Origin of the sequence: Caproiciproducens puteiluti, from assembly GCF_052442865.1 — a bacterium.
In the GTDB taxonomy this organism is placed as follows: Bacteria; Bacillota; Clostridia; order Oscillospirales; family Acutalibacteraceae; genus Caproiciproducens.
This window is the reverse complement of record NZ_CP194790.1, coordinates 2779843-2802802: the sequence shown is the minus strand read 5'-3', so window position 1 is coordinate 2802802 and position 22960 is coordinate 2779843. Positions and strand designations below refer to the sequence as shown.

Annotated in this window: 22 protein-coding genes; 19 read left to right on the top strand and 3 right to left on the bottom strand. The window is 53.4% G+C overall.

Features of this window, described 5'->3' with window-relative positions; all coding sequences use genetic code 11:
• Positions 1 to 38: 38 nt before the first annotated feature.
• Genes ACRQU7_RS13605 through ACRQU7_RS13585 form a run of 5 tightly spaced genes read left to right on the top strand, consistent with a single transcriptional unit; the run spans position 39 to position 5961 of the window.
• The gene (locus ACRQU7_RS13605) at positions 39 to 1766 is read left to right on the top strand and encodes an NAD(P)/FAD-dependent oxidoreductase (RefSeq protein ID WP_444641376.1); all 1728 of its coding nucleotides are present in this window, start codon (positions 39 to 41) and stop codon (positions 1764 to 1766) included.
• On the top strand, positions 1763 to 3010 hold the full coding sequence (locus tag ACRQU7_RS13600; RefSeq protein ID WP_444641375.1) for an NAD(P)/FAD-dependent oxidoreductase: 1248 nt from the start codon (positions 1763 to 1765) through the stop codon (positions 3008 to 3010). The genes ACRQU7_RS13605 and ACRQU7_RS13600 overlap by 4 nt, the downstream gene beginning before the upstream one ends.
• A gap of 12 nt (positions 3011 to 3022) precedes the next feature.
• On the top strand, positions 3023 to 3382 hold the full coding sequence (locus tag ACRQU7_RS13595; protein WP_444641374.1) for a DUF1667 domain-containing protein: 360 nt from the start codon (positions 3023 to 3025) through the stop codon (positions 3380 to 3382).
• A 48-nt stretch (positions 3383 to 3430) separates the two neighbouring features.
• Complete coding sequence (locus tag ACRQU7_RS13590) at positions 3431 to 4840, top strand: FAD-binding oxidoreductase (RefSeq protein WP_444641373.1); 1410 nt, start codon at positions 3431 to 3433, stop codon at positions 4838 to 4840.
• Positions 4837 to 5961, top strand: coding sequence for a hypothetical protein (locus ACRQU7_RS13585; protein ID WP_444641372.1), 1125 nt, complete (start codon positions 4837 to 4839; stop codon positions 5959 to 5961). The genes ACRQU7_RS13590 and ACRQU7_RS13585 overlap by 4 nt, the downstream gene beginning before the upstream one ends.
• Positions 5962 to 6052: 91 nt before the next feature.
• Here ACRQU7_RS13585 and ACRQU7_RS13580 read toward each other — a convergent pair whose 3' ends face one another.
• Positions 6053 to 6820, bottom strand: coding sequence for a DeoR/GlpR family DNA-binding transcription regulator (locus ACRQU7_RS13580; protein ID WP_444641371.1), 768 nt, complete (start codon positions 6818 to 6820; stop codon positions 6053 to 6055).
• A 588-nt stretch (positions 6821 to 7408) separates the two neighbouring features.
• Here ACRQU7_RS13580 and ACRQU7_RS13575 point away from each other — a divergent pair.
• Entirely contained in the window at positions 7409 to 8431 is a 1023-nt protein-coding gene (locus ACRQU7_RS13575) for a hypothetical protein (protein ID WP_444641370.1), read from the top strand.
• A gap of 177 nt (positions 8432 to 8608) precedes the next feature.
• Positions 8609 to 8791, top strand: a complete 183-nt coding sequence (locus tag ACRQU7_RS13570) for a hypothetical protein (protein WP_038325246.1) — start codon at positions 8609 to 8611, stop codon at positions 8789 to 8791.
• Positions 8792 to 8824: 33 nt separating this feature from the next.
• Here the strand turns inward: ACRQU7_RS13570 and ACRQU7_RS13565 are convergent, their stop codons facing one another.
• Positions 8825 to 8998: a hypothetical protein gene (locus tag ACRQU7_RS13565; RefSeq protein WP_185741114.1), complete on the bottom strand. Its 174-nt coding sequence runs from the start codon at positions 8996 to 8998 to the stop codon at positions 8825 to 8827.
• A gap of 160 nt (positions 8999 to 9158) precedes the next feature.
• On the opposite strand from ACRQU7_RS13565, the gene ACRQU7_RS13560 reads away from it, so the two are divergent.
• A complete protein-coding gene (locus ACRQU7_RS13560) occupies positions 9159 to 9416 on the top strand; it encodes a hypothetical protein (protein WP_038325245.1) in 258 nt (85 codons plus the stop codon).
• A gap of 153 nt (positions 9417 to 9569) precedes the next feature.
• On the opposite strand, the gene ACRQU7_RS13555 is transcribed toward ACRQU7_RS13560, so the two are convergent.
• Positions 9570 to 10001: a hypothetical protein gene (locus tag ACRQU7_RS13555; protein WP_038325244.1), complete on the bottom strand. Its 432-nt coding sequence runs from the start codon at positions 9999 to 10001 to the stop codon at positions 9570 to 9572.
• 317 nt (positions 10002 to 10318) lie between these two features.
• Between ACRQU7_RS13555 and ACRQU7_RS13550 the strand changes: the two genes are divergently transcribed.
• The 11 genes from ACRQU7_RS13550 to ACRQU7_RS13500 all read left to right on the top strand — a co-directional run bounded on the left by ACRQU7_RS13550 (position 10319) and on the right by ACRQU7_RS13500 (position 22826).
• Positions 10319 to 11302, top strand: coding sequence for an ROK family protein (locus tag ACRQU7_RS13550; protein WP_444641369.1), 984 nt, complete (start codon positions 10319 to 10321; stop codon positions 11300 to 11302).
• A complete protein-coding gene (locus ACRQU7_RS13545) occupies positions 11299 to 11946 on the top strand; it encodes a D-sedoheptulose-7-phosphate isomerase (protein ID WP_444641368.1) in 648 nt (215 codons plus the stop codon). The genes ACRQU7_RS13550 and ACRQU7_RS13545 overlap by 4 nt, the downstream gene beginning before the upstream one ends.
• A 34-nt stretch (positions 11947 to 11980) precedes the next feature.
• Positions 11981 to 13594, top strand: a complete 1614-nt coding sequence (locus ACRQU7_RS13540; protein WP_444641367.1) for a response regulator transcription factor — start codon at positions 11981 to 11983, stop codon at positions 13592 to 13594.
• Positions 13595 to 13609: 15 nt separating this feature from the next.
• Positions 13610 to 14635 (top strand): sensor histidine kinase, encoded by a 1026-nt coding sequence (locus ACRQU7_RS13535; protein ID WP_038325231.1) that lies wholly within the window; start codon positions 13610 to 13612, stop codon positions 14633 to 14635.
• A 1-nt stretch (position 14636) separates the two neighbouring features.
• Positions 14637 to 16118, top strand: coding sequence for an ATP-binding cassette domain-containing protein (locus ACRQU7_RS13530; RefSeq protein WP_444641366.1), 1482 nt, complete (start codon positions 14637 to 14639; stop codon positions 16116 to 16118).
• 164 nt (positions 16119 to 16282) lie between these two features.
• Entirely contained in the window at positions 16283 to 17800 is a 1518-nt protein-coding gene (locus tag ACRQU7_RS13525; protein ID WP_444641365.1) for a sugar ABC transporter ATP-binding protein, read from the top strand.
• A 27-nt stretch (positions 17801 to 17827) separates the two neighbouring features.
• Positions 17828 to 18862 (top strand): ABC transporter permease, encoded by a 1035-nt coding sequence (locus tag ACRQU7_RS13520; protein WP_038325224.1) that lies wholly within the window; start codon positions 17828 to 17830, stop codon positions 18860 to 18862.
• A 42-nt stretch (positions 18863 to 18904) separates the two neighbouring features.
• A complete protein-coding gene (locus ACRQU7_RS13515; protein ID WP_444641364.1) occupies positions 18905 to 19891 on the top strand; it encodes a substrate-binding domain-containing protein in 987 nt (328 codons plus the stop codon).
• A 118-nt stretch (positions 19892 to 20009) separates the two neighbouring features.
• Positions 20010 to 20978: an ROK family protein gene (locus tag ACRQU7_RS13510; RefSeq protein WP_444641363.1), complete on the top strand. Its 969-nt coding sequence runs from the start codon at positions 20010 to 20012 to the stop codon at positions 20976 to 20978.
• 250 nt (positions 20979 to 21228) lie between these two features.
• Positions 21229 to 22464 carry an ammonium transporter gene (locus ACRQU7_RS13505; RefSeq protein ID WP_444641362.1) on the top strand — a complete coding sequence of 412 codons (1236 nt, stop codon included), beginning with the start codon at positions 21229 to 21231 and terminating at the stop codon, positions 22462 to 22464.
• A gap of 20 nt (positions 22465 to 22484) precedes the next feature.
• The gene (locus ACRQU7_RS13500; protein ID WP_141825806.1) at positions 22485 to 22826 is read left to right on the top strand and encodes a P-II family nitrogen regulator; all 342 of its coding nucleotides are present in this window, start codon (positions 22485 to 22487) and stop codon (positions 22824 to 22826) included.
• The last annotated feature ends 134 nt before the right edge of the window (positions 22827 to 22960 follow it).

Genomic DNA, 22960 nt, shown 5'->3' with positions numbered 1-22960 from the left:
AAGGGAAGAATACGAGACAACAATAGGAGATGAGAGATTTGACTGCAAATAAGCAGGAGATATTGGCCGCTTTTTCAGAGGGGCTGAAAAAATTTGATCTGGATTCCAGCGCAGTCTCCGCCCGTATTGAAGATGACGGAATCCTCACGCTTGAAGGCAGTACAAAAACATGGCAGACGGCTGTCGACATCGGCCATATGGCGGCAAAGCTTCCCGGTGTACATAATGTGGTCAGCGATCTGACCGCCCCCGGCGCTGTCCCCCTGAAAAGGAAGGACAGCGCCCCGTACCGGGCAATGGGGGTCGTGGACAAAGCGGACGCAGTGATTATCGGCGGCGGGGTGACGGGATGCGCCATCGCAAGGCAGCTGACGCAGTACCGGGTGAACATCCTCCTGCTCGAAAAGGAAGAGGACCTCTGTGAGGGAAGCTCCAAGGCGAATAACGGAATGGTGCATTCCGGTTATGATTCCAAGCCCGCCAGCCTGAAGGCCCGCCTCAACGTCCGGGGAAACGCCCAATATACCAAGTGGGCCCAGCAGCTGGGCTTTCAGTTCAACCGTACCGGTTCCTTTGTCTGCGGCTTCGGGGAAGAGGACCGGGCGGCCATCGAAAGCCTGTATGACAACGGCGTGACCAACGGCGTGCCGGGAATCGAAATCATCAGCGGGGACCGGGCGCGGGAACTGGAGCCCGGGCTTTCCGACGGCGTTCAGTTTGCTCTCTGGACTCCTTCCGCCGGCTACGCGGAGCCCTACGAGGTCACCCTTGCGCTGGCGGAAAACGCGGTGGACAACGGCGCCCGGTTCCGCCTCGGCTGCGAGGCGGTGGATATCCTGACGGAGGATGGGCGAGTGCAGGGCGTGGTTACCACACAGGGCGTAATTTTGTGTGACTGTGTCATCAACGCCGCCGGGCTTTACGCGGACGAAATCGCGGAAATGGCGGGGGACCGCTTTTATTCCATTCATCCGCGGCGCGGCGCGCTGGTGATCTTCGATAAGGAAAATAAGGGGAAAATCCATACTTTTTCGGGTGTTGCCCCAAACAATTATACAAAGGGCGGCGGGCCGGAAGAAACGCCGGAAGGAACGCTGCTCTGGGGCCCCTCCGCACTTGAGGTGCCGGATAAGGAAGACCGGGACGTTGACAGGGAAGACGTGGAATTCATATTGGAAAAGGGAATGCACCTGACGAAGGGCATTGACCCCAGGTCCGTCATTACCTATTTCAGCGGAAACCGCGCGGCAACCTATAGTGAGGATTTTGTGATTCAGAATTCCCGTAAAATCAAGGGCTTTATCCATGTGGCGGGCATTCAGTCCCCCGGCTTTGCCTCTGCTCCGGCAATCGCGGAGCTGGTGGAAAGCCTGTATCTCGGACAGAATCCGAATGCCCCGATCAACACGGCGTTCAACCCCATCCGGAAGCCGGAACCCGCTTTCCGCGACTGTACGCAGGAGGAACGCGACCGCCTTATTGCCGAAAATCCCGCATACGGCCGCGTGATCTGCCGCTGTGAAACCGTCACGGAGGCGGAGATTCTCCGCGCCGTCCACGGTAAGATTCCCGCGCGGACGATGGACGCCGTAAAGCGCCGCACACGCGCCGGCATGGGCCGCTGCCAAAGCGGTTTCTGCGGTTCCCGTGTGCTGGAACTGCTGGCCCGCGAGTGGAAGCTCGACCCTTCGGAGGTAACCCTGAAAGGGAAGGGCTCTGAAATACTGGTCCGGCCTTCGCGGAATACAGGGAGGAATGCAGAATGAATACACTTTCGTATGATATCGCCGTGATCGGCGGCGGACCGGCCGGCCTTGCGGCTGCGGTAAAGGCGAGAGAACTCGGGATGGACCGGATTCTGCTGGTCGAGCGGGACTACGAGCTTGGAGGAATCCTTCAGCAGTGCATCCATGACGGATTCGGACTGCTCCGTTTTAAAAAGCAGCTTTCCGGATGCCAATACGCACAGAAATTCATCGATCTGGTCGCCGAGGGCGGCATCGACGTCCTTTGCGACACCATGGTCCTGGAGCTGACGGACGACCGCAGAATTTACGCGGTCAGCGCGCAGGAAGGGCTGCTGGAAATCCGGGCGCAGGCGGTCATTCTCGCCATGGGATGCCGGGAACGTACCCGCCCCCAGGTCAGCATCATGGGTTCCCGCCCGGCGGGAGTCCTGACAGCCGGTTCCGTGCAGCGTTACATCAACATGGAAGGCTACCTTCCCGGAAAGAAGGCGGTGATCCTTGGCTCCGGCGACATCGGCCTCATCATGGCGCGCCGCATGACCCTGGAAGGCATTGAGGTGGAAGGTGTCTACGAAGTGATGTCATCCCTCGGCGGACTGCGCCGCAACAAGGTGCAGTGCCTGGACGACTACGGGATTCCGCTCCACCTGTCCACCACGGTAACGAAAATACACGGGAACAAGCGGGTGGAAGCGGTGACGGTCGCGCTGGTCGGATCGGACGGGAAACCCGTCCGGGAGACGGAACGCGTGATCCCGTGCGACCTTCTGGTACTGTCCGTGGGCCTGATCCCCGAAAACGAGCTGAGCCGGAAAGCGGGGGTGCAGCTGCACCCCGTGACGCGCGGCCCCGTTGTGGACGATACGATGATGACCTCGGTTCCGGGCGTTTTTGCCGCGGGAAACGTGGTGGCGGTGTTTGACCTGGTGGATTATGTCTCGCGGTCCGGCGAAATTGCCGCGCAGGGAGCGGCGGACTTTATCCGCCGTCAGAGTGCGCAGGGAAATATGGTCGATACGGTTGCGGGCAGCAATGTGGGCTTTGTCCTTCCCCAGCGAGTGAGCGCGGACTGCGGGGGAAAGGAAATCAACCTTTATCTGCGCGTCCGCAAGCCGATGAAGGACGTCAGGGCGGATATTGTGTGCAACGGGAAGATTTTAAAATCCACGCATTACGGGGTGGCAAACCCGCCCGAAATGATTGCGCTCAGGTTTGTTCCGGACGGTCCGCTGGACGGTCCGCTGACAGTCGACGTGTGGTAAGGAGGATGGAAAATGACCACAAAACAATATGTGTGTATTGTCTGCCCGATGAGCTGCTCCATTGAGCTGACCGATGACAACGGCGTGCTGACAGTGAAGGGGAACACCTGCAAACGCGGGGAGGAATACGCGAAAAACGAGTATACGGACCCCAAGAGGATGATTACGACCACCGTGGGGCTGCGGGGCTCGCGGCTGCGCTGCCTGCCGGTGATCAGCAGGGAGGCCGTGCCGAAGAAGCTGCTGCGGGACTGCATGAAGCAGCTGTACGCAACGGTGGTGGACGCGCCCGTCCGGCAGGGGGACGTCATTGTCGCCAATATCCTGGGAACAGGTGTGGATATCATAGCTGCGCGCAGCATTACCCTTTGAGCAGCGATTTACCAGTGAAATACCAATGGCAGGAAAGGAAGAATTTGAATGCAGAAAAACACAACAGCTTTTTTTGAGAAAGTAACCGAGCAATGTCCTCAAACGGAAATACTGACACAGCCTGAGGAAAGACTGATTTATTCCCACGGATGTTATCCCCGCGAATATAAATGGATGCTTCAGGGAACGTATCCGTATCTGACCGACGGCGTTCTTCGTCCTGCGGATACCGAAGAAATCAGCAGAATCCTGAAGCTTGCCGTACAGTACCATATCGGCGTCATCCCCTACGGCGGCGGCAGCGGCATCGTGGGCGGAACAATCCCCTACGACGGGCAGATCATGATTGACACCAAACGCATCCGCCATTTTTCCATCAATCCGGTCAACGCGACCGCCGTGGGCGGCTGCGGCCTTTCGGGCGCCGAGTTTGAAAATATGCTCAATGAGCGCGGCTATACCTGCGGCCAATATCCACAGTCCTTTCAGAGCGCCTGTCTGGGCGGTATGGCTGCGACCCGCGCGGTGGGGACGTTCTCCACAAAATACGGCAAAATGGACGATATGGTCACCTCTCTGGAGGTAGTCCTTCCAGACGGGGACATTCTTTCCACCCACAAAGCGCCGAAGCGGTCCACCGGGCCGGAGCTGAACCAGCTTTTCCTTGGCAGCGAGGGTGTTTACGGCATCGTCACTTCCGTTGAAATGCGTATTTTTCCGGTGGCGGAAAAGCGGATTTTCAAAGCCTATACCTTTTCCACTACGGAAGAAGGGCTCGACTCCATCCGCCGGTTTATCCAGAAGGGCCTGCACCCAGCGGTCGTCCGCCTGTACGACGAGGTGGAGGCACAGGGGAAAATCAGCCAGTACGGCCTTGAAAAGGGATTTGCCCTCCTGATCCTGGTATTTGAGGGAATCGACGAAATGACGGAGCTGGAGGAACGGCTGACGGACGAAATCTGCCGTGCGGGCGGCGGACGGCCAAAGACTTCCCAAATTGCGGAGGACTGGTTCGCCACACGCTTTTCCACGAAAAAAATGCTTGATTATGACGCGGTAAAGGGCGGAACGGCGGATGCCATCGAAGTGGCCGCCCCGTGGGATTCCATCGCGGCCGTATGGAAGGAAATGCGCAGCGCGCTGGCTCCCTACTGCGAAGTGATAGATTGTCATTTTTCCCATGTCTACCATACCGGCGCGAGCGTATATGTCATTTTCCACGCGAAGACAAACGGCGACGACAAGGCGGGCGAGCAGAGGTACCTTGACTGCCTGCGCATTGCCGTGGAAACAAGCCTGAAGTATGGCGGAAACGTTTCCCATCACCATGGCGTGGGAACGGCGAAAGCGGAATTTCTTCCCCTGGAGCACGGCGCAGCCGGCGTAAAGGTGATGAAGGCGATCAAAGACGCGCTGGACCCGGACGGCATTTTGAATAAAGGAGTACTTGGATTATGAGAGAGTTTTCGTTGGATGCATACCGATTTCAGGTAGACAGACAGTCGGTCCACATGGACCAGGGCGCCTGCTACTGCCCCGAATACCTTGTCACGAGGGCAATGTGCCATTATCCTTCCCGTGTGGCCCAGATTGCGCGCGCCGTCTGGCTCGGGCAGCTTCCGGCTTCGGAATACGGCGCGGACATTGTTTTTTCTTCCATCCTTTCCGGACAGGGAGAGCGCTGGCAGAATTTCGGGGAAGACCAGAACGATTACCTTCTGTGCATGATGCTGTTCCGGGAATTGTTTGTCAATCAGAATTTCAAGCCCGATGCGGTGGCTTCCCTTCACGATACCGTGAAAAAGAATGACGGGCATATCATAAAGGCAGGGGAAAGCGCGTACGAACTCTGGAAGGAAGCCGTCCCCGCTGCGGACGACAGCACGACATGCCTTTTTGTGGATGACGCCACCTTTGCGTTTACTTCCCGCTGCGCGTATGATCTGGGCGTTTTCCTGAAATCACGCGGAATTGCGGTACAACCCCAGTTCGGCCCGTTCTTCGGCGGCTTTGAGTATTTCGCCGCGGGGCTGATCGACGAAGGGTATCGGCATCTTTCCGGTCTGGTGCAGGCTCTGCAGGAAAAAGGCGTGCGCAGGGTCATCACGCTGAGCGGACAGAGCCAGTACCTGCTGACGACACTGTGCGATAAGCTCGGAATCCGCCATGATCTCCACGTGGAAAGTATCCTCTCCCTTTGCGGCAGCCTTGACGTCAACAAAGGATATCTTTACGGCGGAAGCTTTTTCACGCGCTACCTGCGTATGGACGGACTCCTTAACCGCCTGTCCGGCGTTCCCGGCGAGCGCGACGTCCCGAACAGCTGGGAATTCGTCCCCCTGGTGCAGGGCGGCAAACGTACCAATAGGGTCACTATCTGGCAGGCTCCGGTTTCTGCCGAATATGTTCCCTTTGGAGCGCAGCAGGAAATTTTTGAAAAAATCTATGAAGCCGGTGTGGAGGAAATCCATAGGGCGAGCCACCGGCAGCTGGTCGTCTGCGACCCGTATGCCTATGATGCGCTGGTGAAACACGGCTGCACGGATCACCTTGTTTATTTCACCTCAATCTTGAAATAAATTACCCCTAAAAGTTCCGATCATGGAAAAAGCCCTCGGCCGCACGGTTAGCACCTGCGGCCGGAGGCTTTTCCTGATTTTGAAAAGCAGTCTAGATGACTTCAATCCCATTTAACGCCATATATTTGCGGTAATTCTGGGGGAACACGTCGTCCACAATAAACGCGTCCATTTCCTCCAGCTTTGCCATTCGGACAAGGGACTGTTTGTCAAGCTTGGAGGAATCGGCAACGACATAATTTTTGGAGGAGACGGAAAGCAGCGCGCGGTTGCTTTCCACTTCCTCCATGACCGGGTGGGTAATCCCGTGGGAAAGGTTGATTGCCGATACGCCGAAGAAACATTTGTCAATCGTAAACGTGCCGATGAAATCCGTGGAGGACGGCCCGACGGTCATCCCCGAGCTGCTGCGCACCCTTCCGCCGGGAAGATAAATGTTGATGCCGGGAATGGCCAGCGCTTTGGACGCGACATTGACGTTCAGCGTGATGATGTTCAACGGCGTTTTTCCCGCCAGATAATCGAGGATATACTCCACTGTGCTTCCAGAATTCAGTGCGATGGTATCGCCCGGAGAAACAAGGGCCGCGGCCTTTCGGGCGATGATCTGCTTTGCTTCATAGTTTTCACTGCGCTTCATCGCCATCGTCTGCTCGTGAACACTGATGCTGTTTGTGGCGTTTTTCATATATGCTCCGCCGTAAATCAGCTCAATATCCCATTCCGAGGCCAGCGCCTTCAGATCTCTGCGTATCGTTTCGGCTCCCACTCCGAACTGGTCGGCAAGCTCGGAAACCTTGACGGACCCTGTCCGGTAAAGCATGTCCAAAATATTTTTCTGACGATCTACGTTTAACACGAGAATAACCTCCTGGAATTGTAATGCAATATAATTTTAAGGTTATATGAATATGCTGTTTTCGTTTTTGTCATTATAGCAGATTATAGCCTGAAATACAACAAGATTTGCTGATGAATCAGGGAATGGATTCCAATTTCGAGCGCAATTCGATATATTCAGACATAAAATCTGTAAATCAACCATAAAAATAATATAAAATTATTATAAAGCCTATAAATACTCTAAAATTATTAGCATAAAATTTATATAATACTCAATAAATCAAATAAATTATCATATATTTTTATAAAATCTTATTGACAACGATCTGATTTTAATATAAAATCAAATTATCACAGAAGTTATATGCAATATTTATATAATTATAAAAATATAATAAGAGATTATATTAATATTATAGACGTTTTAGACCCTTTCCAATTGATCTGTCTCACTGTTAATCAATCATAAAGGAGGTAAGGAGAGAAGTTTGACATTGGGCAGATGATCAATAAATTTTCCGTTTACGCTGTTTGACGGCAAAAACGGAAACAGGATCAATGATATTGATACCAGTTGAGAATGAAAATTTTGGGAGGATTGAAAATGACATTGATTATGGTCGTGCTGGCTTTCTGCGGCGGCGTATTCGGCGCTATCCTCGGTGCGCTGGAAGCGTTTATCTTTACCGGTATTACCGGCCTGATCGGGATTGCTTTAGCGTGCGCCGGGGTGCCGTTTGATTTTTTGGGAGTCATTGCGTTCGGGCCGTTCTTTGCCCCGAACATCGCTTTTGCCGGGGGTGTGGGCGCCGCGGCGTTTGCAAAAAAGATCAAGGTGCTGGATTCGGGCAAAAACATTTCCCTGCCGCTGCTGAGCCTTAAAAAGATCAGTGTGGCGCTGGTGGGCGGCGTGTTCGGCGTATTTGGGTATATTGTCGCCTACGGCGTGGGACAGGCCCTGCCCGGCCAGATTGATGCAGGCGGCTTTACCGTGGTCGTTTCGGCGATCATTGCCAAAATCGTGTTTTCAGGAGAACTGTTCGGCAAGGTCACCGAAGAGGATAAAAAGCTGGGCGGCAGATACAGCCCCCTTGCGAAAACGGCGTGGGTCCCCTACATGACGGCCGCCGAGGAAAAAACAGTTTTGTCCGTAGCGGTGGGCGGCCTTTCCGCTTATGTCACCTATCAGATGCTCCAGAATCAGCAGACGGCGGGGGCCGCGCCCTTTGTGGGCTTCTGCATCTCGGCCGTTTCCCTGATTTTCTCACAGTTTGGAGCACCCGTTCCGGTAACGCACCACATCACTCTTTGCGCGTCTTATGCCGTTCTTGCCAGCGGGAATCTGTACTGGGGAATCGTAGCGGCAATTTTTGCGGCATTTGCGGGCGACTTTCTGGCAAGAAGCTTGTACAATTACGGCGATGTACATATCGATCCCCCGGCAATGACCATTGCGTTAACGTCGTTTTTGTTTTTGGGGCTGTTCAAAACGGCGGGGCTGTATCAGATTCCGGGTGAAGCCGCTGCCGCCGTTATTCTGATCGTTGCGGTGATTTACAGCTTTCTGGAGTACAGCTGGATACAGAAGAAAACCGCAGGCCATCAGGGAACAAAATCTGCAGCTTGATATTTTAATAGATGAAAATAAAAAAGAGGCTTTTTCGCGGCTGCGAAAAAGCCTCTTTTGCGTCGGCGGATACGATATAAAATGGCGATTTGATCCATCAGCCGATATTCCCGGAATTTATGGAAAAACTGATAGGGTTTCATCCATAAAAGAAAAGGAGGGACAACAGACAGCGATATGTATATTTATCAAAAATCCGAACCGGGAATCTGGGCGGTGGGATATTATACGGATTCCGGAACCTGGAAACAGGAAAGCAAATGGAACAGCGCGGCGGAGGCCATGGAACACGCCCACAGCCTCAATGAAGGAGAAAATTCCGACGATACGGAAAACGCGAGAATGAAAGGAAGAATATAGCCTTTCAATGGCCTGTCCGGGTTTTCGGCGGCATTATTTTTTGCTCCGCTTCCAGATAAGATATTCGCGCAGTACGGCTTCTTCGGTAATATCCTTTTTTACGGCCATTTCCCAAACTATTCTTTGAAAAGAAGGGAACCCTTTCCCGAAAGGATCTGAAATTGCACGCATCTTTTTGTCAAGTTTTTTAATTTCTTCTTGTGTCATCGCTGATTCCTCCCACTATATATTCGGCGGAAGTTCTGCATTTTTAGGGTACGTAACAAAATGTGACAAATTTATTTTTGGCCGTACATCGGAGAGGAAATCGTATGGACTGCATTTTATTTTAAAAATGGAGAAGATATAAACAGAAAGGAGGGACAATATGAAAAAACAAATGGTTTTCCTGTTGATCATCACAGTTCTTATCATCTCCGCATTTTCCGGATGCCGGTATTTGCCGGGCGCATCCAGCGGAGCAAATCTGAACAGTACGGTGTCCGGTGTTGTGTCGAAAGTGGAATCCGATACCAAAGGTCTGGGCAGTCAGGTTTCCGAAGTGGTTTCCGACGTGCAGTCCGGCGGCCAGGAGCTTGCCAGCCAGGCCTCCGGAACGATTTCAGCGATGACATCCAGCAAGTAAATAAAATGATTAAAAATGCTGTTTACAGCTTAAGAACGCCCTCTCAGAAAAATGAGAGGGCGTTCTCAAACACGGCGGGTTTCCGTTTTATCGGGATCGTTTGAAAAATCCGCAATAAAAAAGCAGAGTACAAAAGCACTCTGCATCGGAAAATCAGTCTGTGGGGGAGTAAAAGAAGGTGCTGCCGTCCACGATCTTACACCAGCTCTGATGCTCCAGCACATGGAGGATGTCGCTGCGTTTTACACCCTTTCCAAGGTCCTTTGTAATTTCGGAAATATGGATGAGCTTATTGGCATTCTGCTGAAAAACGACCAGCAGACGGTCCGGCAGGTCGTCCATTTTCGAAGAAGCCCTTGCTTTTGACGGTTTTGAAGCGGCGCGGCATTCCGGATGCTTTTTAAAATAAAGGACGCATATGGCCCTGATGCGGCTGAGCAGGATAGAGGAAATGCCGAGCAGCTCCGGCAGCTCTTCAAACCGGCAGCTCATCAGGTCGGACATGCGCTTGTAATTGTGAAGCTCGCAGTAATCCAGAAACGGGGTATAGCTGTCACCACAAAATATTTCGTTAATTTCATCCATCGAATCAATCCTTTCCACTATGTGACACGAAAAATAATTATACCCGAAATTTTTTCCCGATACAAGGCTTGACTTTTGGCTCAAAGGTGCTTTGCCGGTCGGCCGGAGCCCTGTATCAGTCCCGGCTGCCGCAGGAAGAAATCCCCCGCGGCTCTGTGAACGGCAACTTTGTTTCTTGAAAATGATATTCTATTAGAATATACTAAATACAAAATGGAAAAGGCTGTACGGAAGGGTGGTTCTGAAATTGAACGGATGAAATTCGTTCAGCAAAGATGTGCTGAATGAGGAGCCTTCATCTGATGGGAGGAAAAAATATGCTGGTAATAGGCATCGATATCGGGGGAACGAAATGTGCCGTCAATCTGGGAGAACTGTCGCACAACGGCGCCGACGTCATACATAAGTGCGAAGTCAGGAAAACAGCGGTGTATTCCCCGGCGGAAATGCTGGAAGCTTTGGCGCGGGACGTTCGTTCCTGTGTGGAAAAAGGAAACGGGCAAAAAATTGAAGGGATCGGGATCAGCTGCGGGGGCCCGCTGGACAGCCGGACGGGGACCATCCTTTCCCCGCCGAATCTGCCGGGCTGGGACAAAATTCGCGTTACGGAGTATTTTCAGCGGGAAACCGGGATTCCCGCCTGGCTCTGCAATGACGCCAACGCCTGCGCCCTCGCGGAATGGAAGCTGGGCGCGGGAAAAGGAACGTCCAGCATGATCTTTATCACCTTCGGCACGGGGCTGGGGGCCGGCCTGATTCTGGACAACCGCCTGTACGCCGGCGTCTGTGACATGGCGGGGGAAATCGGCCATATCCGCCTTTCGGACTACGGCCCGGCGGGGTACGGAAAAATGGGGTCGTTCGAAGGCTTTTGCAGCGGCGGGGGCATCGCCCAGCTGGCCCGGTCCATGATCCGGGAAGAGTATCAAATGGGCCGGAAACCGGAGCTTTGCGGGAGCACGGAGGAGCTTGAGCGGTTAACGGCGGCACAGGTCGGAACGGCCGCGAAAGACGGCGACCCGCTGGCAAGGGAAATTTTAAAGAGGGTTGGATTACAACTGGGGAAGGGCCTGTCCGTCTTAATGGACATTCTCAATCCGGAGTGTATTGTGATCGGAAGCATTTTTGTACGGAACTGCGACGAAATCTGGCCCTACGCACAGGAGGTAATCGAGCGGGAAACGCTCCCCGCAGTCCGCGGGGCGTGCAGAATCCTGCCGAGCCGGCTTTCGGAATCGGTCGGGGATATCGCCGGCTTAGTCGTCGCCGGCTATCATTTGGGATGGGAGGAATGGATATGAAAGAACGTACACTGGAATTTTGCCGGCAGTTTTTTGACCGGCATCAGGATTTGCTGCCTCTGCAGGAAAATATCCGCCGTGTCTGCGAGACGCTCGTAGGGGTGTATCGCAGCGGAGGAAAGCTGCTGGTCTGCGGCAACGGGGGAAGCTGCGCGGACGGCGGCCATATCGTGGGCGAGCTGATGAAGGGCTTTCTGCTGAAAAGGCCGCTGGACGCGGGCACACAGGGGCGGCTGAGGGAAGATTTCGGCAAGGAGGGGGCCCTGCTGGCGGAAAAGCTGCAGGGCGGGCTTCCGGCCGTTTCGCTGAACGCCCATGCCGCGCTGCTGTCGGCTTTCAGCAACGACGTGGACCCGGAGCTGGTTTACGCGCAGCAGGTGATGGGCTACGCGAAAAAAGGGGACGCGGTCATCGGAATCAGCACATCGGGCAACGCGGCCAATGTGGCCTACGCGCTGATGGCGGCAAAAACGGCGGGCGCGGTATCGGTTGCCCTGACCGGGCGGGACGGCGGAAAGATCGCCCGGCTTGCCGACTGCAGCCTGATTGTCCCCGCGCAGGAAACCTACCGCATTCAGGAATATCATCTGGCCGTTTACCATTTGATCTGCGCGGTCGTTGAGTCGGAGCTGTTTTCTTGCTGACGGTCATTTTTCGGGCGGACAGAAGGAGGAAGGTATGATAAAGGTCATTATAGCGGACGATGAGGAAAACGTATGCCAGCTGATCCGCGGTCTGATCGACTGGGCTTCGCTGGATATGGAAATCGTAGGAATTGCGCATAACGGGGTGGAAGCGCTGGACATGGTGGAAAAGCTTCTGCCCGATCTGATGATTACGGATATCCGCATGCCGGGCTACGACGGGCTGGAAATGATCCGGCGCGCCACAAACATCAAGCAGGATCTGGACTTTATTATTATCAGCGGATACCATCATTTCGAATATGCGCAGAACGCAATCAAGTACGGGGTGAGCGACTACCTTTTAAAGCCGATCAGGAAGGAGGATTTTCTGGCCTCTCTCAACAAGATGCGCGACCGGTACCTGAAGCGCACGGAGCGGCTGAACAATGAGGAACAGCTGAAAAAACGCCTGAAAAACGACGTAAACAAGCTGCGTACAGGCCTGTTTACGGAACGGCTGCTGAAAAAGGGGATGACCACGAAGGACCTGACGATAGAAGAGGTCAACGAAAGCTATCATTACGCTTTTCAGCCGGGTCTGTTCCAGGTCTGCGCGGTAAAAATCGACTGTGGATTTGAAGACGAGTACAACAACACCATTCAGATTCTGGAAGAAACGATTATGAGGATTCTGAACACGCAGCTGAGAGAGCTGTGTTTCGATATGGAAATGGATTTGGATGACAGCATCACTTACTGCGTTTTAAATTATGGCCCGGAAAACAGAAAGACCGTGCGAAAGCAGATCAAAGCGGTCTTTGACGAGCTGATGGTGCAGAAGACTTCGTTTGAACAGCACGACTTTACAATCGGCGCGGGCAGCGTGGTGGAAGACGTCGGCGAACTGAAAGAAAGCTTCCGGGCGGCCCGGTACGCCGTGGGGCAAAGGCTGATCGAGGGCACGGGCAGGCTGATTGAGGACGTAACCGTACATAAGGACCCCCAGCGGGTGGACGTTCTGCTGGCGGAGCTGAATAAAACGATGGGCGCGGCGGTGGAAGTGCTGAAAAAAGACGCCGTGCTGAACTGCATCACCGGGTTAAAGAAGCAGATCGAGACGGAGAACCTGAGCGGGGCGGAAATTTTCTCTCTGGTCAAGCACGTCTGTGAAATGTACCTGCTCCACCTTCGCAACAACCAGATTCAGATCCAGTACGGGCAGGAATTTTACGAGAAATTCTGCATTCACGCGGCCCGCTGCAGCTCCATTGACCGGCTGTTTGAATACCTGTCCGTCATGGTGGGCGAATCCATGGAAGTGATTATTGAGGAGAAAGAGCAGGCGGACACCAGACCGATCCGGGTGGCAAAGGAATATATTCAGGAAAATTTCAGCAAGCCGATCACGCTGGAGGAAGTCAGCGGGATCGTGGGATTCAATCCTACTTATTTCAGTACGCTGTTTAAAAAGGAGACCGGAAACAATTTTGTGAATTACCTTTCCGAAATTCGTATGAACCGGGCGAAAGAACTCTTGCGGGAATCCAATCTGACGGTTGCCGCCATCTGTGAGCAGGTGGGCTACAGCGACCTCAAAAATTTTACCAAAGGCTTTACAAAAAGTGTTGGATTAAAGCCGAACGAGTACCGAAAACTCTACTCTTGATCCGGGGCTGATGAAATGAAAATACAAAAAATAAGGTATCTTTCCAGCCGTGCCGCGTGGATGTTCCTGCTCCTGTTTGCGCTTCTGCTGGTCTTCCTGACCGTTTTTACGGCGACTGCCGTCCGGGAGGGACGCCATCTCTTTTTTGCCGTCGCCGGGTATGCCGTGCTGGGCGCGGCGGCGTATGTTTTTTACCGTTGGATTTATCGGCCTTATCTGGAAAGCGCAAAGGTCCTGCGCCTGTTTTTAACGGGCTATACCATCGACGCCCTTTTTGACCAGAAGGTGCTGCTGAGCCCGGAAATCGAAGAGATGACCCAAAAAGTGGAGCAGATCATGAATACGGACGAGCTGGTGAACGCGACCAAAAAGCAGGCGCAGTACCTTGCCCTGCAGAATCAGATCAACCCCCACTTCCTTTACAATACGCTGGAGGGAATCCGCGGGGAAACTCTGAACGCCGGTCTTGAAAACGTGTCCAAAATGACGGAGGCTCTGGCTACCTTCTTCCGCTATACCATTTCCAATGTGGAAAATCTGGTCACGCTGGAGGAAGAGCTCACCAACGTCAACAATTACTACATCATCCAGCGCTACCGTTTTGGGGAAAGGCTGAACCTCAGCGTGGAATACGACCCGGAAAGCGAAAGGGAAATCATGTCCTGCAAGCTGCCGAAGCTGACCCTTCAGCCGATTGTGGAAAATGCGATTTACCACGGGATCGAGCGGAAAATCGGGGACGGCAATGTGAGCATCAAAATAGAAACGACCGCGACCCGGCTGATTATCACGATCTCCGACAACGGAATCGGCATGACGGAGGAACGGCTCCGGGAAATCGACGACAAGCTGAGCCGCACGATTCTGGATTACATCAAGCCGGACAGTGAGGCTCACGGCGGCATTGCCGTTGTCAATGTTAACAACAGAATCAAGCTCCTGTTCGGGGAAGAATACGGAATCTGCATGTACAGCACGCTGAACGTGGGCACGGATGTGGAGATCACCCTTCCGCTGGTGAAAAAGGATACGGGAAAATAAAATGAAGAATGAAATTTTAAGGCTGGAAAGGGTCACCGTCATCCGAGACGAGGTGACCCTGCTGGATAATTTTAACCTGCATATTTTTCAGGGCGAGATCATGGGACTGGTGTGCATCAACGCGAACGGCAAGGAACCCCTCATTCAGCTCATCAGCCAAAATCTGCCCATTCATTACGGCCGCGTCTATTTCAACGAGGTGCTTGTGAACAATTATCAGCACAGCCCGATGACGATGAACAAGGTGGCCGTTATCGAGCAGAAAAGCAGGCTGATTGAAGATCTGAGCGTTGCCGACAACGTTTTCGTTTTACGCAGGGGATTTCGGAAATACGTCATCAGCCCCCGCGTTCTGAACGAACAGTTCCGCCAGTTTGCACAGGAAATCGACGCCGATATCGACGGCCGGGACCTGGTGGCACATTTAAGCCCTTACCAAAAATGTGTCGTGGAGCTTCTTCGCGCCGTCATCATGGGCGCGAAGCTCATTGTCATCAGGGATGTCAGCAACTGCATCGGCGCGGCGGACCTGATCCGTTTTCACGAGCTGCTCCGGTATTACTGCGGAAAGGGCTTTTCTTTCCTGTACATCTGCAACCATCACGAGGAAGCGTTTAAGATCTGCACCCGAATGTCGCTGATGAAGGACGGGAAAATTCTGCGGGTATTTGACCGCAATCAGTTTCAGAACGACAATATTGTTCCGTATTATGTCGGGGAATTTTCCGACCTTGCCGCCCTGGAAACGGACTCCGGGAGAAAAGACAGCATCCTCGCTTTTCAGAATGTCTGTACGGAAAATCTGAGAGACATGAATTTTTCGGTGGCCAGGGGAGAGTGTACGGTGCTGTTCGATATGGACAACACCGTACTGTCGGATATTATGCAGATTATGAACGGCAGGCTGCATCCGGACAGCGGGACTGTTTTTCTGGAAGGCGCCGTTTTTACGCAGGAAGCGGCGCAGCACGCGCTGGAGGGCGCGGTAGCCTTTATCGGAGAGGACCCCATCCACACCATGCTCTTTAAAGAAATGAGCTATCTGGACAATCTGTGCTTTCTGCTTGACCAGAAGAACAACGGGGTGCGGCTGAACAAAAGAATCGTCCGGAGCATCGCCCGCGAGTACGAACCCGTGATCGGCCCGGAAATCTACGAAACCAATATCATGAATCTGAAAATACAGTCGCTTTACGATTTGATCTATTACCGGATTCAGTTGTTCCATCCCAGAATCGTGTTCTGCGTCCAGCCCTTTGCGGGTGCGGATATGTATCTGCGCCGGCACCTGATCGAGCTCATCAACAGGCTGAAGCAAAAGGGCATCACGGTTATTTTCCTTTCGGTCAATATTGCGGACTCCCTTGTGGTGGCGGACAAGCTGATCCGGCTGGAAAAAGGACGGTTCAGCAGCGAATATCTGCGTTCGGAATTTAACATCTTTCAGTCGGAAGGAATCACTCTGGAAGAATTGTTTAAATGATGCATAAAATACGGATCGATTTTTGATGGTTTATGGTGATTTAACATAAACCATCAAAAGAAATACCCCCTTATTCGAAATGTAACCCCCTTATGAAAAACAAAAGCCAATGCTATACTGGTCACATGGAAACGAGTTCCACAGATAAGGACGGGTGAGTTAAAATGGGGGAATACATAGCAGAACTGAATCATATCCACAAAAGTTTCCCCGGAGTCAAGGCATTGGACGATGTGTCGTTTGATCTGAAATCCGGAGAGGTTCTTGCATTGCTGGGGGAAAACGGCGCCGGAAAGTCAACACTGGTAAAGGTGCTGAGCGGCGTTTACACAAAGGATGAAGGCGAAATCAAAATCTTCGGTCAGACGGTCGAGGATTTAACGCCGAAAAAGGCGCAGGAGCTGGGGATAGCGATTATCCATCAGGAACTGAACATGTGCGCGCACCTTTCGGTGGCGGAAAATATTTTTCTGGCGCGGGAGAAAACACATTCCGGCATCCTTTCCAACCGGGAGATGAACAAAGACGCGGCGGCGCTGCTGGCCCGACTGAACATTGACCTGGACCCCACTACGATTGTCGGGGATCTGGCCGTGTCCAAGCAGCAGATGGTGGAAATTGCGAAAGCGCTGTCCACCAACGCCAAAATACTGATTATGGACGAACCGACCTCGGCGCTGACTTCCAACGAGATTGACGATTTGTTCAAAATCATCCGCAAGCTGAAATCGGAGGGCTGCGGAATCGTATACATATCGCACCGGCTGGAGGAGCTGCAGAACATTGTCGACCGCGTCATCATCATGCGCGACGGCAGATACATTACCTCCATGGATTTCAAGGACACGACGATGTCCGAAATCATTTCCTACATGGTCGGACGTGAAATCAAGGAAAAATTCCCGCGCGTTACCTGTGAACGGGGGAAAAAGATTTTTGAAGTAAAGAGCCTGAACGCGGGCAAGATGGTCCGGAACGTCAATCTCGAATTGTACGAAGGCGAGATCGTCGGTATCGCGGGGCTGATGGGCGCCGGTCGGACGGAAACCACGCGCGCGATTTTCGGCGCGGACCCCAAAGAATCCGGCCAAATTTTTGTGGACGGCAGGGAAGCGGTGATCCGCCGGCCGATTGACGCGATCCGCGCGGGAATCGTCCTTGCGCCGGAAGACCGGAAAAAAGACGGCCTGTGCGTCAAACTCAGCGTGGAGGATAATATCGCTTTGCCCAATCTGGACCTGCTCTGCAGCAAATTCGGCGTGGTGGACAGAAAAAAGGAAAAAACGATGACCGACGAAGCGGTCAGAAGCCTGAGCATTAAGCTTGTCAGCGCGGACATGGACGCCGCGACCCTCTCCGGCGGAAATCAGCAGAAGCTGGTGGTTGCCAAGTGGCTGGCGCGCAATTCCCGCGTAGTGATGTTCGACGAGCCGACACGGGGAATCGACGTAGCCGCGAAGGTCGAAATCTACAACCTGATGAACGAACTGAAAAAGCAGGGGATCGGCGTGCTTTTCGTCTCCTCCGAAATGCCGGAGATCATGGGGATCAGCGACAGGATTCTGGTCATGTGCGACGGAAAAATCACCGGCGAATTCGCGGCGGGCGAAGCGACTCAGGACCTTATTCTGCAGTACGCGACAAAGTTTGAATCCAAATATGAGCAAAAAGAAGCCATCTAGCAATAAAGAAAGTCGGGAGCGTTTGAAATGGAAAATAGAGAGAAACAGAACGCATGGAAAAAATTAATGGCTATCCGGGGCATGGGACAGGTGGTCACCGTTACAGCCGGACTGATCGTCCTCTGCATTGTGTTTGCGGTTTTGAATCCGTCCTTCTATTCGGGGAGGAATGTCGGGAATCTTCTGCGGCAGGTTGCGCCGATTCTGATTATCGGCATCGGCCAGTCCTATGTCCTGATTACGGGGAACATTGACCTGTCGATCGGCTCCGTCGTCGGCATGAGCTGCATGATTTCCGCGACACTGATGACCAAGGGGATGAATCCGTGGGCCGCCATGCTGCTGACCCTGGTCCTCTGTGTCGGCGTGGGCGTCCTGAACGGTTTACTGGTGGCGCAGTGCAAGCTGCCTCCTTTCATCGCCACACTGGGCACCATGACGGTCGCCAGAGGCGTCGCCCAGATCGTCAACAACAACTATAACACGGACGCCATTGGGGAAGCGGCACAGGGCTACCGGAATCTGTTTTACTACGGCAGCACGTTCGGCCTTTACAATACTATCTGGATTGCACTTGTTCTCTTTCTGGGATTCAATTTCCTGCTCAGCAAGACGCGCACGGGGCGCCATATCTACGCGGTGGGCAGCAATATTGAGGCATCCAAGCTGTCGGGCATCAATACGGACAGCACCACCATCAAGGTGTATATTGTGAGCGCGTTCTGTGCCGGTGTGGTCGGCCTGATCACAAGCGCGACGGCCGGTATGGGAACCATGGACGCCGGAAACATGTACGAAATGTACGCGGTCGCGGCTTCGGTCATCGGCGGCGTTTCCACTCTGGGCGGTCAGGGCCTTCTGGTCGGTACGGTGGTCGGCGCGGCGATTTGGGGTGTACTGCAGAACGGTCTTCAGTTCGCGGGAGCGCCGGTCGCCATGAGAAATATCGTGATCGGCACCATCGTGGTCATCTCCGTTTTGCTGGATGTTGTCATCCGCACCGGAAAACCGAAGAAGGCAAAGAACAATACCAAACTGGTAACGGCACAAAAAGAAAGTTAAAGCAGATGCTTTAATGTATAAAAATTAGGGAGGCTTAATGTAATGAAAAAGAAGATCTTGGCTATTCTACTTTGCGCGGCAATGGCAGTAACTGCATTCGCCGGCTGTGGTCAGGCGGCCAATCCGGCATCCGCGGAAAACACCGCTTCAGCGGGGGATGCGGGCTCTGCGGCGGCTCCGGCTTCCGACAAAAAGATCAAAGTCATTTTAATTACCATGGACAGTCTGGACCAGCACTGGGTTTCTGTCGACAAGGGCGCGCAGAAGGCGGTTGCCGAGCTCGGCAACATCGAGTACAAATGGATGGCTCCGGACAAAAAGGATGACGCGCAGCAGATCGAGCGTGTCAACAATGCAATCGCCGACGGCGCAGACGCGATCATGATCGCCGCCAACGGCCCGGACGCTATCTCCGCTTCTCTGGAAGATGCAAAGGCAAAGGGAATTAAAATCATCTATGTGGACTCCCCGGCAAAGACCGAAGGCATCGCTACCTTCGCAACGGACAACGAAGCAGCCGGTAAGACGGCGGGCGAGGAAATGCTCAAAGCGCTGGAAGCGGCCGGAAAGAAAGACGGAAAAATCGGTATCGTCAATGTCAACTCTGCCACAGCTTCCACTGTAGCGCGTGAAAAGGGCTTCCGCGCGGCGTTCGATGGCAAGGGCTACACCCTGCTCCAGACCCAGTACGGCGAAGGCGACGCAACAAAATCACAGGATATCGCAGATAACTACATAACAGAGGGTGCTGTCGGTATCTTCGGCTGTAACGAAGGCAGCACCGTCGGCGCTGGAAATGCCATCAAAGGCTCCGGCAAGAAAGATATCGTCGGCGTTGGCTTTGATAAGTCCGACTCTATTTTCTCTCTGATTAAAGACGGTTCCCTGCTCTGCGCAATGGCTCAGAATCCGGACGTCATGGGCTACGAAGGCATGAAGGCCGCCGTGAAAGCGGTCAAGGGCGAAACCATTGAAAAGACCTCCGTTGACACCGGCGTTTCCGTACTAAACAAAGATACGATCAAATAAGAGTTTAAAAATGCATAACAGGGTCGCTGTTTGCCAGTGGCCCTGTTTCTGTATTGACCGCCCGTATTGATGCTGTTGAAAACAGGCCGGGCTGTTTCTGAAAAGGAGGGATTGACAGATGGAAGGAACGGAATCTTTACCGGCTGTTTACCGGGTCGGAATCGACCTTGGCGGGACCAATATCGCGGTGGGGGTGGTGGATGAGGACTTTCACATTGCCGCCAAATACTCCACCCCGACGGGGGCGGACCGTCCTTATGAGCAAATTGTCGGGGATATGGCGAAAGCCGTAAGAAAGGCCCTGCACAATGCCGGGGTTCCCGTGGAACAGTGCTGTTCCGTTGGAATCGGCAGCCCGGGCATCTGCGACTCCGAAACGGGTACGGTGCTGTACTCGAACAATCTTGGCTGGAAGGGAGTCCCTTTGACCTCCGCCCTGCAAAAATGGATCGACCTGCCCTGCCGTCTCAGTAATGATGCGAACTGTGCGGCGTTGGGAGAGGTTGCGGCGGGCGCGGCAAAGGGCTGTAAAAATGCCGTCCTGATCACGCTGGGGACCGGCGTCGGCGGCGGTGTGGTGCTGGATGGCAAAATATTTTCCGGCTGCCATTCCGCGGGTGCGGAGCTGGGGCATACGGTTCTTGTCAAGGATGGGGAGCTCTGTACCTGCGGGCGGCGCGGATGTCTGGAAGCGTATGCGTCGGCCACCGCGCTGATCCGGCAGACGAAGCGCGCCGCGCAGGAGCACCCGGAGTCGCTGATCTGGAAGCTGTGCGAAGGGGATCCGGAGCGTATCAGCGGCCGGACTTCCTTTGAAGCGGAAAGGCAGGGCGACGAAACGGGACGGCGGGTGGTGGAAAGCTATCTGTCCTATCTCAGCGAGGGCGTCGTCGATTTTGTCAATATTTTCCGCCCGGAGTGTGTTATCCTTGGCGGCGGAATCTGCAATGAAGGAGCGCGTCTGCTCGACCCCATCAACACGTTTGTCCGTCATTTCTGCTTTGGCGGGGAACTGGTGGAAGCGCCGGCAGTGATTCGGGCGGCTCTCGGGAACGACGCCGGCATTATCGGCGCAGCGCTTCTGTAGCGAAATTTTATAAAAAATGAATTTACGGCGTTAAAAGCGCATAAAAATTTTCAACCGTTGATTTTGAATTTTACCGCTTGACAGATACTCCAAAATAGATTAATATATTTTGGTAATAAAGGCGGCTATAAGCAGAAGGCTGCCTGCCGGCGCGTCTTATTGGCAATGAGGTCAATAAAGCTTTACTTTGTGTATTGCTTTATTGGCCTTTTTTATTTTCTGCAAAAAACAAAAGAATAGGGGTTTAAACATGGATCATGGAGATGTGGCGTGGATGCTGACCTCCTCGGCTCTGGTACTTCTTATGACACCGGGCCTGGCATTTTTTTACGGCGGTTTTGTTAAGCGGAAAAATATTATCAATACGTTGATGTCGTCGGTTATTCTGATGGGGGTGGCTTCCGTTTTATGGGTGCTGGTCGGCTTTTCCCTTTCCTTCAGCGGGGATATCGCCGGTATCATCGGAAATCTGAAATGGGTGGGAATGAATTTTGACGGCTTTGCGGATAAAACGCTTCCTTACCCCAACACGCTGACTTTTGCCGTTTTCCAGATGATGTTTGCCATCATCACGCCCGCGCTGATGACCGGCGCGGTTGCCGAGAGGATGAAGTTTTCCTCTCTCGTTGTTTTTACGGCCATCTGGTCCGTGATCGTTTACTATCCCCTTGCACACATGGTCTGGGGCGGAGGGTTCCTGTTCGACATCGGTTCCGTGGATTTTGCGGGGGGCAACGTGGTACATATCAGCTCCGGCGTCAGCGCCCTTGTCCTTGCCATCTTTCTCGGCAAGCGGAAAAATTACGGAAAGGCGACTTACCGCCCGCACAACGCGCCGATGATTTTTATGGGTGCCGCGCTTCTGTGGTTCGGCTGGTTCGGCTTTAACGCGGGCAGCGCACTGGCGGCGAACGAGCTTGCCGTTCACGCTTTTCTGACAACGAATACCTCGGCCGCGGCGGCGATGCTTTCCTGGCTGGTGATCGAAGTGATCACGAGCGGAAAACCGACGATTGTGGGCGCTTCCACCGGCCTGGTGATCGGCCTTGTGGCGATTACCCCCGGAGCGGGCTTTGTCCCTGTCTGGGCGGCTCTGGTCATCGGGGCCATAGTCAGTCCCATCTGCTATTTCTTCATTACCGTTGTGAAGCCGAAATTCGGCTATGACGACGCGCTGGATGTGTTCGGGTGCCATGGCGTCGGCGGAATATGGGGCGGTATTGCGACGGGTATTTTTGCGCAGAAATCCATTAATTCCGCGGCGGCGTGGAACGGGCTGATTTTCGGCGATGCAAACCTGTTCCTGCGCCAGCTTGCGGCGATCGCCATCACCGTTGTCATCGCGGTCGTCGGTACTCTGATCGCCGGCAGCATCACTTCGGCTGTTACGGGCGGCATCAAGGTTTCCCAGAAAGACGAGAATGTGGGGCTCGACGCTTCCCAGCACGGGGAATCCGCCTACCCGGCGTTTAACGGGATGGATTAAGAAATGAGAATGGTGAAGATATGAAAAAAATTGAAGCGTTTATACGTCCGGATCAGCTGGAAGAAATCAAAGAAATCCTCGATTCTCTCCAGCTCAACGGCCTGAGCATTATGCAGGTCATGGGCTGCGGCAATCAAAAGGGCTGGAAGGAATTTGTAAGGGGGACGGAGGTCGACTACCAGTTCCTGCCGAAAATCAAAATTGAAATGATCGTTCTGGACGAACAGGCCGATACGGTTGTGGACAGCATCGTCGAAAAGGCGTACACCGGGGAATACGGCGACGGAAAAATCTTTATTTCCGACATCAGTGACGCCGTCCGTATCCGTACGGGGGAACGCGGCAGGGAGGCAATCCAATAGCGTTCATAACCGGGTTCCACGGGATAAAAAGTTCGCCGGACTGCCGGTCTCCTTCCGTTTACGGTGTTCCCTGCACCAAAGCGGCATGGAAAAATACGGACGGAAGACGGATTGACAGGCATTCCAATACAGTA

Coding starts and splice junctions, on each gene's coding strand:
- ACRQU7_RS13540 (WP_444641367.1), top strand. CDS start 11,981: ATGATAAAGGTCATTATAGCGGACGATGAGGAAAACGTATGCCAGCTG.
- ACRQU7_RS13560 (WP_038325245.1), top strand. CDS start 9,159: ATGAAAAAACAAATGGTTTTCCTGTTGATCATCACAGTTCTTATCATC.
- ACRQU7_RS13590 (WP_444641373.1), top strand. CDS start 3,431: ATGCAGAAAAACACAACAGCTTTTTTTGAGAAAGTAACCGAGCAATGT.
- ACRQU7_RS13520 (WP_038325224.1), top strand. CDS start 17,828: ATGGAAAATAGAGAGAAACAGAACGCATGGAAAAAATTAATGGCTATC.
- ACRQU7_RS13505 (WP_444641362.1), top strand. CDS start 21,229: ATGGATCATGGAGATGTGGCGTGGATGCTGACCTCCTCGGCTCTGGTA.
- ACRQU7_RS13545 (WP_444641368.1), top strand. CDS start 11,299: ATGAAAGAACGTACACTGGAATTTTGCCGGCAGTTTTTTGACCGGCAT.
- ACRQU7_RS13530 (WP_444641366.1), top strand. CDS start 14,637: ATGAAGAATGAAATTTTAAGGCTGGAAAGGGTCACCGTCATCCGAGAC.
- ACRQU7_RS13525 (WP_444641365.1), top strand. CDS start 16,283: ATGGGGGAATACATAGCAGAACTGAATCATATCCACAAAAGTTTCCCC.
- ACRQU7_RS13585 (WP_444641372.1), top strand. CDS start 4,837: ATGAGAGAGTTTTCGTTGGATGCATACCGATTTCAGGTAGACAGACAG.
- ACRQU7_RS13565 (WP_185741114.1), bottom strand. CDS start 8,998: ATGACACAAGAAGAAATTAAAAAACTTGACAAAAAGATGCGTGCAATT.
- ACRQU7_RS13515 (WP_444641364.1), top strand. CDS start 18,905: ATGAAAAAGAAGATCTTGGCTATTCTACTTTGCGCGGCAATGGCAGTA.
- ACRQU7_RS13595 (WP_444641374.1), top strand. CDS start 3,023: ATGACCACAAAACAATATGTGTGTATTGTCTGCCCGATGAGCTGCTCC.
- ACRQU7_RS13600 (WP_444641375.1), top strand. CDS start 1,763: ATGAATACACTTTCGTATGATATCGCCGTGATCGGCGGCGGACCGGCC.
- ACRQU7_RS13570 (WP_038325246.1), top strand. CDS start 8,609: ATGTATATTTATCAAAAATCCGAACCGGGAATCTGGGCGGTGGGATAT.
- ACRQU7_RS13535 (WP_038325231.1), top strand. CDS start 13,610: ATGAAAATACAAAAAATAAGGTATCTTTCCAGCCGTGCCGCGTGGATG.
- ACRQU7_RS13575 (WP_444641370.1), top strand. CDS start 7,409: ATGACATTGATTATGGTCGTGCTGGCTTTCTGCGGCGGCGTATTCGGC.
- ACRQU7_RS13510 (WP_444641363.1), top strand. CDS start 20,010: ATGGAAGGAACGGAATCTTTACCGGCTGTTTACCGGGTCGGAATCGAC.
- ACRQU7_RS13500 (WP_141825806.1), top strand. CDS start 22,485: ATGAAAAAAATTGAAGCGTTTATACGTCCGGATCAGCTGGAAGAAATC.
- ACRQU7_RS13555 (WP_038325244.1), bottom strand. CDS start 10,001: ATGGATGAAATTAACGAAATATTTTGTGGTGACAGCTATACCCCGTTT.
- ACRQU7_RS13550 (WP_444641369.1), top strand. CDS start 10,319: ATGCTGGTAATAGGCATCGATATCGGGGGAACGAAATGTGCCGTCAAT.